Raw genomic sequence first — 13,535 nt, forward strand, 5'->3', positions numbered from 1 at the left:
CTCGATGGGGACTTCCATGGCGGCACCGCTGCACCACTCCCGAGAATCGGACTCCGACAACGAGATTCACGCTGCCGCACGGCGACGGCGCTACATGATCGGGCTCGGCGCGCTGCTGGGCGGCCCCGCCAATGTGGTGATGCAGTTGAGCCTGCCCGCCGTCGGGCGCGGGGTGGTGGAGAGCCCGGTGGCCAGTGGCCGCTTCGATATGCGGCCGGGCAAGCGCGGGCGCACGACACTGACTTATCTCGCCGTGGCGATGATCGGTAGCGAGCAGGATCGCGCGGCGTACCGGGACGCGGTCGATTCCGTCCATCGATATGTGCGATCCGAGCCCGGAAGTACGTTGCGCTACAACGCATTCGATCCCAACCTGCAACTGTGGGTGGCCGCTTGCATCTACCGGGGCGTCGCCGATTACATGGAACTGTTCTTCGGCCCGCTCGACGAGGCGACCGCCGACGACCTGTATCGGCAAAGCAGCCGTTTCGGCACGACCTTGCAGGTGCGACCGGAGCTGTGGCCCGCCGACCGCGCCGCGTTCGCCGAGTACTGGGACGCCATGCTGCCCCAGCTCTCCCTCGACCCCGAGGTCAGGCGGTATCTCCTCGACCAGGTCGTGAACCTCGGCGCTTTCGGGCGCCGCTCCCAGTTCGCGTTCGCGGGGCTGAATCGCTTCTTCACCATCGGTTTTCTGCCGCAAAGCTTCCGCGATGAACTCGGGGTGCACTGGAGTCCACGCCGCCAGCGCACCTTCGAGACCGTCATGCGCCTCATCGGCCGCGCTCTGCGGGTGATGCCCGAGCGGTGGCGTCTGTACCCCTTCGAGAATTACGTGCGCGATATGCGTGAGCGGCAGCTGGCCGGTAAAACGCTGGTCTAGCACCTGCGGCCGACCCGATTGCGAAGGCGGTGCGCGAAGCCGTCCCGGAATAAGCTGCGGCACAGCACTTCGTTGGCTAACGTAGGGAATGACGCAGTGAAAACGGTTCCGGGGCAACCGATGTGACGCGCTGGGTCCTGATCGTCCGTCAATACACCTTCGCAGAGGGAGCATTGTGACCATCTCGAACCAGCCCGGGCCCGCGCCCGCGCCTTCGACGCAGGTCCACACGGCCGGGCCGATATTGGCAGGTGGCGGCCCGCCCGAACCCATGTACACCGAGGAATTCGCCAAGGATCCGTACGCGATCTACGAGCGTTGGCGCGCCGCGTACGGACCGCTGGTGCCGATCGAGCTCGCGCCGGGGGTTCCCGCCACGCTGGTCATCGGCTACGCCACCGCGGTGCGTATTCTCAACGATCCGCAGCATTTTCCGGCCGATCCGCGCATCTGGCAGGACTCGGTGCCCGCCGGGTGCCCGGTGAAGCCGATGCTGGAGTGGCGGCCGAATGCGTTGCGCAGCAGCGGATATGAGCACACACGCTATCGGGCGGCCAATGTCTCCGCACTCGATACCGTCGATCTGTACGGTATGCACGCGGTCATCGAACGGCTGTCCGGACCGCTGATCGACGCATTCGCGAGCGGGACCGGGCAGGCGGATCTGCTGGGCCAGTACATCTATCCGCTGGTGTATCGGGTGCTGGCGGTCATTCTGGGGTTCGACGACGACACCCTGGAGCGGGTCTCCACGGGTATGGCGATGATGTTCGACTCCGGTGGCGAGGCCGAGGCCGGAAGCAACATGATGGCGGCGGCCTTGGCCGAGCACATCGCGCGCAAGCGCGCCGAACCCGGCGATGACATGACCTCCGAGATGATCCGGTCCACCGACCTGAGCACCGAGGAGATCATCCATCAGCTGGTGACCCTGCACGGCGCGGGCAGCGAACCGCAGGTGCATCTGATCTCGAACGCGCTGCTGCTGATGATGACCGACGAGCGATTCGCCGGTGATCTGATCGGCGGCAGTCTCTCGACCCGCGACGCACTCGATGAGGTGCTGTTCACCAGTCCGCCGATGGCCAACTACTGCGTCAGCTACCCGCCGCAGCCGATGCTCATCGACGGCGTCTGGCTGCCTGCGCACCAGCCGGTGCTGATCAGTATGTCCGCCTGCAATGCCGATCCCACCATTCGCCTGGATCGCATGGACCGCTTCGGCAACCGGTCGCATCTGGCCTGGGGCGGCGGTCCACATCAGTGCCCGGCGCGCCAGCTCGGCTACCAGATCGCCATGGACGCAATCGATTACCTGCTCGACGCACTGCCCGAACTCCGATTGGCCGTCGCCATCGATGATCTCGTCTGGCGGCCCGGCCCGTTCCACCGAGCGTTGACCGCGTTGCCCGTCGAATTCCCGCCAACTCCGCAAATGCCGTAGCACCCGAGTGAGGAAATGACGATGGAGCACACGACACCGCTGGTCCTGGACCCGAGCGGTAAAGATATTCAAGGCGAGTCCGCGCGGATTCGCGCGCGCGGCCCGATCACGCGGGTCGAGCTACCGGGCGGGGTTCGCGCCTGGTCGGTCACCGATCAGGAGATCCTGCACGATCTGCTGCGCGATCCCCGCGTTTCCAAAGATGCTCGCCAACACTGGCCCGCCTTCATTTCCGGTGAGGTGGGCCAGGATTGGCCGCTGTACACCTGGGTCGCGGTGGCCAATATGTTCACCGCCTACGGCAGCGACCACTCTCGGCTGCGCAAGCTGGTGCGGCCCGCGTTCACCTCGCGCCGCACCCAGGCGATGCGGCCGCAGGTGCAGGCGCTGGCCTCGGATCTGCTGGACAAACTCGCCGAGACCCCGGCCGGACAGCCCGTGGATCTGCGCGAAAGCTATTGCTACCCTTTGCCTATCGGGGTCATCAGCGAGCTGATGGGAGTGCCCGAGTCACTGCACGCGGGCCTGCGCACCTGCGTCGACGGCATCTTCGACACCACCTTCACCGCTGAACAGGCGCAGGCCAATTTCGTTGAGATGCAACGTATTCTGCGCGAACTGGTCGCCTACCGCACCGAGCATCCGGCCGATGACATGACCAGCGTGCTCATCGCCCACCGCGATGAGGATGACGGCTCCGCGCTGACCGAACAGGAATTGGTCGACACCCTGCTGCTGGTCATCAGCGCCGGTCACGAGACCACCGTCAACCTGCTCGACCAGGCGATCTTCCTGCTGCTGACCCAGCCCGAACAGCGCGCCAAGCTGGACGCGGGCGAGGTGACCTGGTCCGATGTGGTCGAGGAAGCGTTGCGATTCGAAGCGCCCGTCGCGCACCTGCCGCTGCGCTACGCGGTCGAGGACATCGACGTCGCCACCGATGCGGGACCGGTCCACATCGCCGCGGGCGAACCGATTCTCGCCTCCTATGCCGCCGCGGGCCGCGACCCCAAGATCCACGGCGAGACCGCCGACGAGTTCGACGTGACGCGAGAGAACAAGGCGCACTTGGCTTTCGGCTACGGCGTCCACCTGTGCCTGGGCGCGCCGCTGGCCCGGCTGGAAGCCGAGATCGCGCTGTCGACGCTGTTCGCCCGGTTCCCGGCGATGGAACTGGCCAAGGATCCGGCCGAACTCGGCTCGATCGCGTCGTTCATCTCCAACGGCCACGGCTCGTTGCCGGTACACCTGAACTCCTAGAACGCGATTCGCCGCCCGCCTACCGGGGGAGTGGGAGGGCGGCGATTCCGCCGATGAAGAAGTCGACGCCGAAGGTGTAGTGATCCTCCGGGTCGGCACAGAACGTCAGGAACGGCGCCGCCTGTACGACGTTCGGATAGCGTTGCGGGGGAAGACTTTCCAGCGTCAGACGCTTGCGGCGGCTGGATTCGGCCGCATCGTCGGGGCTCTGCTGCGGGGTGGCTGCGCCGGGCTCACCGAGCACCAAAGCGGTCGTGGTCCGCAGCGCGTTGGTACAGATCGCGGCGGCGGTCGGCACGTCGAAGCCGAATTCGACCAGGATGTCCAATGCGGTTTCCACCGCGTCCAGGAATCCGGGGGAGGGTTCGCTGCTGCGCGGAATCTGCAGCAGCGGGGCCAATGCGCGGTGTTCGCGCAGCACCGTGAGCAGCGATTCGGTCAGCGCACGGAATTGCTCCAGCGGCGGGCGTGAGCGATCGCGGGTGGTGTCCACCCGCGCCCACAGTCGGCCGAGCACGCCGTCGAGCAGCTCGTCCTTGTTCTTGAAATGCCAGTACAGCGCCATCGGCGTGACATTGAGCTCCTGCGCCAACCGTCGAATGGTCAGCGCGTCCAGGCCCTCGGCGTCGGCGAGCGCGAGCGCGCCCTCTGCCACCGACTCCCGGCTCAGCCGATTCTCCGTTTTCGCCACTTGACAAATGTACACCGTACAGGTCTGATTGCCTCGTACATGTACAAGGTATAGGAACACCGTACAATAACGACGTATAGGAGCACTGCTGTGCTGACCTTGCCGCGCCGCTGGCTCGCCCTGATCGGGGTATCGCTGGCGACATTCATGACTTTTCTCGACAACAACGTGGTCAACGTGGCGCTGCCGTCGATCCAGCGCGATCTCGGGCTGTCCATCTCGGCCCTGGAATGGGTCGTCAGCAGCTACATCCTGGTGTTCGCCGGGCTCATGCTGGTCGGTGGCCGACTCGCCGACCTGTTCGGACGACGCCGAATGTTCCTGAGCGGCTTGGCCGTTTTCACTTTCGCATCGCTGCTGGCCGGACTGGCCGGTGACGAAACCATGCTGATCGGCGCCCGCGTACTCCAGGGCGTAGGCGCGGCGGCGGCGATTCCACCGACGCTGGCGATCATCGCCGGACTGTTCCCCGACGAATCCGAACGCACCAAGGCCGTGGGCGTCTGGAGTGCCATCGGCGCACTGGCTTTGGCGCTCGGACCGTTCACCGGCGGAGTGATCAGCCAGCACATGGATTGGGGCTGGATCTTCCTGATCAATGTGCCGTTCGGCATCGCGACATTCGCGCTCACCGCCCTGACCTTGGACGAGACCCGCGATCAGGTGCGGCCGCGACTCGATCTCCCCGGCCTGGTGACCTCGACGGTCGCGCTCTTCGCGATCACCTACGCGCTGATCGAAGGTCAGGGTAAGGGGTGGACTTCGACGGTGATCCTGAGCTGCTTCGCCCTCGGGGCGGTCGCGCTGGCGGCGTTCATCATCGTCGAAATGCGCAGCGCGGACCCGATGGTGGATATGTCGATGTTCCGTTCGCGCGTTTTCAGCGGCGGCGTGGTCACGATGATGCTGTGGGGCTTCGGCGTGATGGGGATCTACTTCTTCACCGCTATGTATTTGCAGAACGTGCTGGCCCTGTCGCCGACCATGGCGGGCGCGGCATTCATTCCGATGGCGCTGAGCATGGTCGCGATCTCACCGATCGCTCCGCTCGCTGCGCGTCGACTGGGCACGAATGTGACTGTCGCACTAGGTGTTGCCGGCATCGTCGGTGCGCTACTGGATATCTCGACGGTTGGCGAGGGCGGGCGGTTCATCGATCTCGTATTGCCCTTCGTCGCTTTCGGTGTCGGGTCGGGCCTGCTGATGGCGCCGTTGAACACCGCCGTCATGGGGCAGATGCCCGCTGCCTCAGCCGGTGCGGCGGGCGCGGTCATCAACGCCAGTCGTGAGATCTCCGCCCTCCTCGGCGTCACCGTGGTCGGCGCGATTTTGACCACCCGCGCAGCCGCCTCCGCCCACGACGGCGCCGCACCCCTGACCGCATTCCTGGACGGTTACCGCTTCGCGATCATCATCGCCGCGGCCATCGTCGCGGTCGGCATCCCGATCGCTCTGTTCACCTTGCGACCGAATCGCCATGCGGCACCGCAAGTTATCGTGGAGGAGCCGATCGCGGTGCCGCTGTGAGCTGACATTCCCGAAGTCACTCGAGAACACCGATACCGCCATCGACGCTGTGCTGTGATCGCTCTGCCCGACCCATCCAGCGTTCAGGAGGCTCGTCATGGTCACCATTCTCGGTGGCGGTATCGCAGGCACCGTGCTCGGCGGAGCACTTGCCCGGCAACGACATCCGGTCACCGTGTACGAGCGCCGGACCGGGCCCGCCAGCGGGGCATTCATGGTCCTCGATGGGGACGCCCACCAATCCCTCACCGCGCTGGGCGTTTCGATCGAGGCGCTGCACGCCGCGTCGCACCCGATTCCCGGCGGCTTCGCCTTTCACTACCTGCCCGAGGGGCGCAACACCGGGCCCAGTCGCGGGCACCGCCTCTACGAACGCACCGAACTGATGCGTGTGCTCAACGAATTCGCCGGTGCTGCGGGCACGGATATCCGATACGGGCACACCATCACCGACATCGATCTCGGCACCGGTGCATTGCACAGCACCGACGGTGAGCTGTCCGGGGACGGCTTGGTAATTGCCGCCGACGGCATCGATTCGCTCGCCCGAACTCTGCTCGAGCCCACGCGCACACCGGTTTACGCCGGGCAGATCGTGATCTACGGCCAAACCTCGCATCCGGTGTCACTGCCTGCCGATCCATCGGTCATGCACTTTCACGGTCAATTCGGCCAGGGTCCCATGCCACTGAGTTCGTTCGGGCACCTCGCCACCGACAAGACGGTCTTCTGGTTCACCCGCCTCACCCGGGATCCGATTGCCGAGGCCGACACCGGCTTTCATCCCGCCGCGGACTGGGCCGAGACCGTGCTCGGCGCGGATCCCGACGCGACAGTTCTGATCGGCGCAATCCTGGACGCCACCAGCACAATTCACGTCTCCAACACCCGCAGCGTCCCCCTCGCCGACGCCCGTCCGCCGGCGCCACCGGTCATCTTGATCGGCGACGCCGACCACGCCATCACCCCCGCCGCCGTGCGCGGGGCGCGCGAAGCCATCGAAGACGCCTTGGTCTTGTTCACCGCGTTGACCACCGGTGAATCACCCGCCGAGGCAATGGCCGAGCGCCGCCGCACCCTTGTGGCCAATCGCGAACAACCCCGCGCCGCCGGCACCTCCAACCGATCCGGCTAGAACTAGGGCGCGGCTGCGGGTAGAGCCAGCTGTACCAATACCGCGCCGGTCAAAAGGATTGCCGCACCGACCAGTTGCGTCGGGCCGATCGCCTGGCCCAGCAATAACCAAGCCAGCATGGTGGCGACCAGTGGCTCGATCAATGCCAGCACGCTTGCCAGGATTGCGGGCAATTCGCGCAACGCCAGCAGTCCTGTCAGGTAGGGCAGTACGGTGCAGGCCACGGCCAGTACCAGCAGCACCAACCACACCGGTGCGCGCGTACTGCCCAGTGTCGCAACGTTGTCGAGCTGTCCCAGTGGCAGCGACCACGGCGGGGCGAGCACCGCCACCAGCACCGCGCCGATCGCCAACCCGGCGGCGGTCAGCCCGAATGAATCATGTTTGCCCGCACCGTGTTCGCCGAGCAGGAAGTATCCGGCCGAACAGATGGCCGCGCCGATCCCGGCGGCGACGCCGAGTCGATCCAGGCCGGTGGCCTGCCACGGTTGGGCGACCACGACCAGCCCGCCGAGCGCCAGTACGATTCCCGCCCAGGCCGATTCGGGCAATCGGGTGCCGCGCACCACCCGTGCCCACACCGCGACCAGGGCGGGCGCGATATTGACCAGGACCATCGCCACCCCGACCGGAATCCGGGAGACCGCGACGAAGAACAGCAACTGCACCCCGGCGACACCCAATAGTCCATAGCCGAGCAGCAGCCCGAGGTCGGCACGCCCGAACCGCAATGCGTGCGGCCGCAGCACCGCAACCGTCGGCACCAGCAGCACCGCGGCCAGCAGGATCCGCACCGAGGTCACCGCCGCAGGAGACCACCCCGCCGCCATCACCGCCGCCGCGAGCGGACCCGAACTCGCGAACAGCACCCAGGAGGTCAGGCTGAGCGTGGTCGCCCGGCCGCGGCTGGGCGACCGGGTGAGCTTGTCCGATAAGGCCACGTCCGGCAGTGTGTCCGAGCGGCGGCACCTCCGACCATCGAATTTCGGACTACTGTCCCGCCCGGCCCGAATAGCCGATCATCCCTGCCCGGCTGCGAATTCTCGATTACGTTGGCAGACATGGGACTTTCGGCCGCTGAGGTGTTCGACAGCTTGGGTAGGGACTACGAGAAGGCGTTCGCCGGGCATCCGGCGCATCGCGAGGAACTCGAATGGTTGCTGACGCAGCTGGCCGACGGGGCCAAGGTGCTCGATGTCGGTTGCGGGACCGGGAGACCGACGGCCGAGGTGCTGGTGGCGGCGGGGTATGACGTCACCGGATGCGATATCTCGCCCGGGATGATCGAGATCGCGCGGGCGCAGGTTCCCGGTGCGCGGTTCGAGGTCGCGGACCTGCGGACGCTGTCCTATCCGGACGGCACCTGGGACGCGGTCACGGCGTTCTTTCCGCTGCTGCAACTGACCAGGGCTGAAATCGACTCCGCGCTGGTGGAATTCGCTCGGTGGCTGACGCCCGGCGGAATCTTCCTGTTCGCGACGGTGCCCGCCGATATCGAGGGGATCGATATCGAGTTCATGGGAAAGCCGGTCACCGTCAGCAGTTACCCGCCCGAGGAGTTCCGCCGCCGCCTCACCGAGGCGGGCCTGGAGGTGCTGCGCGAGCGGGTGGTCGAATTCCAGCCCGATCACCCGGATGCCGCACCGGAACCCGATCTGTTCATCGCCGCCCGAAAGCCCGCCTGACCCGGTAGGGGAGCGGGAGGGACGGGCCCGTCGGTTTCAACGCACGCCCAGCGCGGGCAGCACCGCCGCATCGATATAGCGCACGATGAAATCCGTTTCCGGCTGGCGGTTTTCGACGACCGCGTAGGCAGTGATCGCGCCCATCACCATATGCCCGGTGAATTCGATGGCCGGGGAATCGGCCGCCAGCTCACCGCGCTCGACCGCGCGCTCGACCGCCGCGTTGAAGGCGTGCATGGTCGGGTCGAAGATGAGTTCGCGTAATACCTCGTGCAGCAACGGTTCTCGGCTGGCCGCCTCGTTCATCGCGCGGAAGACGCTCGTATCACGCTCATCTCGTGCGCCGCGGGTGGCGAGGGCGATGAGGTCGCCGCGCAGGCTGCCGGTGTCGAATTCGGCGCCGGGGACCGGGCCGATATGCCGCAGAGCGCTCGCGACCAGCTCGGTCTTGCCGTTCCACTGCCGGTAGAGGGTCGCCTTGCTGGTGCGAGCGCGCGCGGCTACCGCGTCGATCGTCAGGGCCTCGTAGCCGACTTCGGCGAGCACCTCGATAACCGCGTCATACAGTTCGCCGACGCGTTCGGGGGTCATACGGCGGCGCGGCGGGGCGGGGTTGGACGCGGGCATATGTCGACTTTCTCTCGTACGAGACGGTTCCGTATCTATCGAAGCATAGGGCGCCGGGTGTTCGCGGAATCTTCGCCAGAGGGTGGCGTCTAGCTTAAGTGTACGATATCGTTTCGTACAGCAACGCGATTTCCTCCGACCGAAACCGAGGAACCATGATCAAGCGCATTCCGTACAAGTGGCTGGTCGCCACCGCATTCGTGTTCGGGTTGTTCATGGAACTGCTCGATATGACGGTGCTGAACACAGCGCTGCCGACACTCGGGCGGGAGTTCAACGCGGATGCCGCGATGTTGCAGTGGCCGGTGACCGGATATCTGGTGAGCCTGGCGATCTTCATCCCGGCCTCGGGTTGGGTCGCGGACCGATTCGGGGCGCGGCGCACCTTCGGGTTCGCGGTGGCGATATTCACCATCGCCTCATTGATCGCGGGGCTGTCCACCTCGCTCGAAATGCTCACCGCCGCACGATTTTTGCAAGGCGTGGGCGGCGGCATGCTCACCCCCGTCGGCACCGCCATGCTGTTTCGGGCCTTCCCGGCCGCCGAGCGCGCGAAAGCCTCTGCGGTACTTGTCGTTCCAGCCGCGGTGGCTCCCGCGCTCGGGCCGGTGATTGGTGGCTGGCTGGTCGATGCGGTGTCGTGGCGGTGGATCTTCTTCCTCAATCTGCCCGTCGGGGCCATCGCGCTGGCGTTCGTCATCTTCGTGCTGCGCGATGACGATGAGCAGGCGCGCCCCGGAGCGTTCGACCTCGCCGGGTTCGTGCTCGCCGGGGCCGCTCTCGCCGGGCTGCTGTTCGGACTCGACCGCGGCCCGACCGCGGGCTGGACCGATCCGATCACACTGATATCGCTGATCGGGGGAGTCCTGCTCGCCGGGTTGCTCGTCGTGGTCGAACTGCGCAAACGTTCGCCGCTGCTGGACCTGCGGCTCCTGAATGACCGCCTGTTCCGGCTCGGCAACCTCATCTCCCTGGCGGCGGGCGCGGCCACGATGGGCGTGCTGTTCATGACACCGCTGCTACTGCAGCAGGAACTCGGGTTGACCGCGACGCAGTCGGGGCTGATCACCGCGTGCCAGGCCGTCGGCATGGTGCTGGCGATGCCGCTGGCGAGCAAGCTCTACACCGTGGTCGGGCCACGCGTCATGCTGGTGACCGGGCTGCTCGTGACCGCGCTCGCGAATCTGGGATTCCTTGCGGTGCAACAGGATACGTCGCTGTGGTGGATTCGCGGGATCATGCTCGTCTCCGGTGCGGCCATGGGATTGGTAATGGTGCCGATGCAGGCCACGACCTTCGCCACCATCACCGGTGAGGCGACCGCGCGAGCGTCCGCGGTGTTCAGCACGACCCGCCAGATCGCCTCGGCCGCCGGGGTCGCGGTACTGGCGAGCCTGCTCAGCATTCGATTGAGTTCGCGCCTGGGAGCACTGGGAGACAACGCCGACGCGGCAGCCAGGCACACCGCGGCCATTTCGGCCTATCACGACGCCTTCCTGGTAACCGCCGCCCTGACCCTGATCGGCATCGCCTTCGCCGTATTCGTGCGCGGGGTGCCGACCGGAACCGCAGCGACCGATCCGGAGCCCGATCCTGGCGACCCACTGGAGGTGGCAGTCGAGTCCGGGGCGCTGCGATGAGCATCGATGAGCCGGAAATCGCGGTGACGCGAAGGGATTCCGCACTACGCACGCGAGCGCGCCGATTGCGTACCAACCGCGTTATCGATATCGCGGTCCGAGTGGTCGTGCTGATCGTGGGCACGGTGATGGTGACGGTGGGTTGCCTGGTCGCCCCGCCGGTGGCGCTCCTGGGTCTGGGTCTGCTGGCCTCGGAATTCACCGTGGTGCGCCGGGGACTCACCCGAGCGCGCCGACGACTCACCCCACTGCGGAAATGGTTTGCCCGCCAACCCAAATGGCTGCGAGCGGTACTACCGCTGGTAACCGTTCTGTCCATGCTGTTCGTCTACTTCACCGTTCTGCGAATCCTCTGATCGACCCATCCCAACCGAAGGAGAAACCATGACAACCAATGGCGCACAAGCCGATATCGCGAACACGGTGGGTCTCACCGCCCTGGGATCCGCGGCCTTCCGGGCTGTGGAATCCAAGGCCCCGGACGCCCTGATCACCGACGAATTCGCGGAAAGGTTCGTCTACGCCTCCGGCGTGGAGCATCTGATCGCCATCATCGAGAACCCGACCGCCAAGGCCCACTGGCCCGCGTTCTCGAGCATGGCCGGAGTCCGGACCAAGAGCTATGACGACTTCTTCCTCAATGCCATCGCCGCGGGTGCCCGCCAGGCGGTGATCCTGGCATCCGGGCTAGACGCACGACCGTACCGGCTGGACTGGCCCGCCGATATGACGGTCTACGAGATCGACCTCACCGAAGTCTTCGCCTTCAAGAAGAAGGTCTACGAAGACACCGGCGCGGTACCCAAGGTCCAATGGTCCGATGTGGCAACGGATTTGACGGGGGACTGGGCCACCGACCTGATCGCCGCCGGATTCGATCCGACCATTGCGACCGCGTGGTCAGCCGAGGGCCTGGTGCCCTACCTGCCCACCGACGCACAGAACCGGCTGTTCGAGAAGATCGACGAACTATCAGCTGCCGGAAGCCATTTCGCGGTCGGCGTTACCTCACCGACCATCGATATGCAGAAGTTCCTCGCGGCCAGCCAGGAGCACACCAAAGACATCACCGGCGAATCCGACGGCCCCAGCATGGCCGAGATGATCTTCCTCGAGAACGAGCAGATCGACGTGGTCGGCTGGCTCAATGCGCACGGCTGGAGCGCATCCGCGATCGACGCCGCCGACCTGATGAACAAGTACGGCCGCGAACTCGCCATGTCCGAACAGGACGTCCAGTCGTTCCGAGACCTGTTGTGCGTCACGGCGATCAAGGGCCCCGGCCCGGCGACTCCGCCATCGATGGGCACCCTGGACTGGGAAGCCGTCTACCGAGGCGACTCACCGATCAACGGCGACCAGCAGCCGCCGTGGAACATCGGCCGACCGCAACAGGCGATCATCGACCTCGAGGCAGGCGGCGAGATCACCGGAACCGTCCTGGACAGTGCGTGCGGAGTAGGTGCCACCGCACTCTGGTTCGCCCGCCAGGGCTACCGCACAGTCGGCATAGACATCGCCGCGTCAGCAATCGCCACCGCCACCGCCGACGCCGCCGCGCAGCACATTTCGGACCACGTCCGCTTCGAGGCCGCAGACCTGCGCACCCTGACCTGCCACGACGGCGAGTTCGACACCATCATCGACAACGCATCCTTCAATTCCTTCCCGAAGGAAGGCCGCTCCGCTTATCTGGCTTCCGTGGCCCGCGCCGCCGCCCCGGGCGCCCGCCTGTTCATCCTCTGCTTCAGCCAGGAGGAATTCGACCGACAATTCACCGGCCGCATGTTCGACGCCCTCACCGACGCCGAAATCCGCGACACCGTCACCAAACACTGGATCATCGACTCCCTCACCGAGTCCTACATCGAAATCGCCACACAAGGCATCCCACCGCACGCGGCCTCGATGATGGAATCGTTCGCCCCCGGGGACAATGGACTACTGCGGCTACCGGCTCGACTCCTGGCCGCGCATCTGCCCGCTTGATTCGACGGGCGGGAGAGTGGATCGAGCAGGTCGCTATCGAACCAATTCGGAATCGGCTCTCTCCCAATCGATGTCACCGGACTCGAGGCCGTCGACGATACCGCGCAGCCAGTGCTGTTCGGTTGCCGCTCTCGCGCGAAGATATTCGGTGGTGACCCAGTATCGGCGGGGGATGCCGCAGGCGCGACCGTTTTGGAGGAGGGTGTCGAGTTCGCGTATATCGGCCTCGAGACAGGTAATGCGTTCGCGCAGTGCGGTTATCACTTCCCGGCGGGGAAGTGTGTGCGATTTCGACAGTGCGATCAGCAGATCGGGGCGTTCTGGGACCGGCCGGTGCAGGAGTTCCGCGATGCGATCTCGCAGTGCGGTGCGTCCGGCGGCGGTGATGCGGTAGGCGGTCCGGTCGGCGCCATTGGCCGTGCGGATTGTGGCTGCGGTCCCCACCAATCCCTGTTTGGCCAGCTGCGCCATGGTGCGATATAGCGAGCCGGGATTGACGGCCGTCAGTTCCTTGCCGTGGCGGCGCACCAGCAGTTGGAACATCTCGTACGGCTGCATCGGATGCTCATTCAGCAGAGAGAGAGTGGTGATCGCCATGGGCGTCAGGATCGCGTGCGCACCTTCGGTCATCGGTTCCCCCAGGCCCTGGTCTGC

13 protein-coding genes are annotated in these 13,535 nt (G+C 65.9%); 9 read left to right on the forward strand and 4 right to left on the reverse strand.

Annotation, left to right across the window (positions count from 1 at the left end; genetic code table 11):
* The first annotated feature begins 4 nt into the window (after window positions 1–4).
* The 3 genes from ACFC4D_RS18305 (at window position 5) to ACFC4D_RS18315 (ending at window position 3,587) form a co-directional block, all read left to right on the forward strand.
* A complete protein-coding gene (locus tag ACFC4D_RS18305; RefSeq protein ID WP_376064781.1) occupies window positions 5–883 on the forward strand; it encodes an oxygenase MpaB family protein in 879 nt (292 codons plus the stop codon).
* A 175-nt stretch (window positions 884–1,058) separates the two neighbouring features.
* Entirely contained in the window at window positions 1,059–2,327 is a 1,269-nt protein-coding gene (locus tag ACFC4D_RS18310; protein ID WP_376064784.1) for a cytochrome P450, read from the forward strand.
* A 21-nt stretch (window positions 2,328–2,348) separates the two neighbouring features.
* Window positions 2,349–3,587 carry a cytochrome P450 gene (locus ACFC4D_RS18315; RefSeq protein WP_376064787.1) on the forward strand — a complete coding sequence of 413 codons (1,239 nt, stop codon included), beginning with the start codon at window positions 2,349–2,351 and terminating at the stop codon, window positions 3,585–3,587.
* Window positions 3,588–3,606: 19 nt separating this feature from the next.
* Here the strand turns inward: ACFC4D_RS18315 and ACFC4D_RS18320 are convergent, their stop codons facing one another.
* Complete coding sequence (locus ACFC4D_RS18320) at window positions 3,607–4,278, reverse strand: TetR/AcrR family transcriptional regulator (protein WP_375958498.1); 672 nt, start codon at window positions 4,276–4,278, stop codon at window positions 3,607–3,609.
* 90 nt (window positions 4,279–4,368) lie between these two features.
* On the opposite strand from ACFC4D_RS18320, the gene ACFC4D_RS18325 reads away from it, so the two are divergent.
* Complete coding sequence (locus ACFC4D_RS18325; RefSeq protein WP_376064790.1) at window positions 4,369–5,805, forward strand: DHA2 family efflux MFS transporter permease subunit; 1,437 nt, start codon at window positions 4,369–4,371, stop codon at window positions 5,803–5,805.
* Between the two features lie 97 nt (window positions 5,806–5,902).
* On the forward strand, window positions 5,903–6,940 hold the full coding sequence (locus tag ACFC4D_RS18330) for an FAD-dependent monooxygenase (protein ID WP_376064792.1): 1,038 nt from the start codon (window positions 5,903–5,905) through the stop codon (window positions 6,938–6,940).
* A gap of 2 nt (window positions 6,941–6,942) precedes the next feature.
* Here the strand turns inward: ACFC4D_RS18330 and ACFC4D_RS18335 are convergent, their stop codons facing one another.
* A complete protein-coding gene (locus tag ACFC4D_RS18335) occupies window positions 6,943–7,881 on the reverse strand; it encodes a DMT family transporter (protein WP_376064795.1) in 939 nt (312 codons plus the stop codon).
* 120 nt (window positions 7,882–8,001) lie between these two features.
* Here ACFC4D_RS18335 and ACFC4D_RS18340 point away from each other — a divergent pair, with 120 nt between their 5' ends.
* Window positions 8,002–8,625, forward strand: a complete 624-nt coding sequence (locus tag ACFC4D_RS18340) for a class I SAM-dependent DNA methyltransferase (protein WP_376064796.1) — start codon at window positions 8,002–8,004, stop codon at window positions 8,623–8,625.
* 36 nt (window positions 8,626–8,661) lie between these two features.
* Here the strand turns inward: ACFC4D_RS18340 and ACFC4D_RS18345 are convergent, their stop codons facing one another.
* Window positions 8,662–9,252 carry a TetR/AcrR family transcriptional regulator gene (locus tag ACFC4D_RS18345; protein ID WP_376064798.1) on the reverse strand — a complete coding sequence of 197 codons (591 nt, stop codon included), beginning with the start codon at window positions 9,250–9,252 and terminating at the stop codon, window positions 8,662–8,664.
* Between the two features lie 155 nt (window positions 9,253–9,407).
* Here ACFC4D_RS18345 and ACFC4D_RS18350 point away from each other — a divergent pair, with 155 nt between their 5' ends.
* The 3 genes from ACFC4D_RS18350 to ACFC4D_RS18360 are packed head-to-tail and all read left to right on the forward strand — an operon-like array spanning window position 9,408 to window position 12,881.
* Entirely contained in the window at window positions 9,408–10,892 is a 1,485-nt protein-coding gene (locus tag ACFC4D_RS18350) for an MDR family MFS transporter (protein ID WP_376064799.1), read from the forward strand.
* Window positions 10,889–11,248 (forward strand): hypothetical protein, encoded by a 360-nt coding sequence (locus tag ACFC4D_RS18355; RefSeq protein WP_376064802.1) that lies wholly within the window; start codon window positions 10,889–10,891, stop codon window positions 11,246–11,248. Before ACFC4D_RS18350 ends, ACFC4D_RS18355 begins: the two co-directional genes overlap by 4 nt.
* 28 nt (window positions 11,249–11,276) lie before the next feature.
* Window positions 11,277–12,881 (forward strand): SAM-dependent methyltransferase, encoded by a 1,605-nt coding sequence (locus ACFC4D_RS18360; protein ID WP_376064805.1) that lies wholly within the window; start codon window positions 11,277–11,279, stop codon window positions 12,879–12,881.
* A gap of 33 nt (window positions 12,882–12,914) precedes the next feature.
* On the opposite strand, the gene ACFC4D_RS18365 is transcribed toward ACFC4D_RS18360, so the two are convergent.
* Complete coding sequence (locus tag ACFC4D_RS18365) at window positions 12,915–13,511, reverse strand: PadR family transcriptional regulator (RefSeq protein WP_376064807.1); 597 nt, start codon at window positions 13,509–13,511, stop codon at window positions 12,915–12,917.
* Between the last annotated feature and the right edge of the window lie 24 nt (window positions 13,512–13,535).

Origin of the sequence: Nocardia sp. NPDC056000 (assembly GCF_042269265.1) — a bacterium.
Taxonomy (GTDB): Bacteria; Actinomycetota; Actinomycetes; order Mycobacteriales; family Mycobacteriaceae; genus Nocardia.

Bases quoted from the DNA above. Each gene is read 5' to 3' on its own strand.
- ACFC4D_RS18305 (WP_376064781.1), top strand. From the start codon at position 5: ATGGGGACTTCCATGGCGGCACCGCTGCACCACTCCCGAGAATCGGAC.
- ACFC4D_RS18315 (WP_376064787.1), top strand. From the start codon at position 2,349: ATGGAGCACACGACACCGCTGGTCCTGGACCCGAGCGGTAAAGATATT.
- ACFC4D_RS18330 (WP_376064792.1), top strand. From the start codon at position 5,903: ATGGTCACCATTCTCGGTGGCGGTATCGCAGGCACCGTGCTCGGCGGA.
- ACFC4D_RS18340 (WP_376064796.1), top strand. From the start codon at position 8,002: ATGGGACTTTCGGCCGCTGAGGTGTTCGACAGCTTGGGTAGGGACTAC.
- ACFC4D_RS18345 (WP_376064798.1), bottom strand. From the start codon at position 9,252: ATGCCCGCGTCCAACCCCGCCCCGCCGCGCCGCCGTATGACCCCCGAA.
- ACFC4D_RS18350 (WP_376064799.1), top strand. From the start codon at position 9,408: ATGATCAAGCGCATTCCGTACAAGTGGCTGGTCGCCACCGCATTCGTG.
- ACFC4D_RS18355 (WP_376064802.1), top strand. From the start codon at position 10,889: ATGAGCATCGATGAGCCGGAAATCGCGGTGACGCGAAGGGATTCCGCA.
- ACFC4D_RS18360 (WP_376064805.1), top strand. From the start codon at position 11,277: ATGACAACCAATGGCGCACAAGCCGATATCGCGAACACGGTGGGTCTC.
- ACFC4D_RS18365 (WP_376064807.1), bottom strand. From the start codon at position 13,511: ATGACCGAAGGTGCGCACGCGATCCTGACGCCCATGGCGATCACCACT.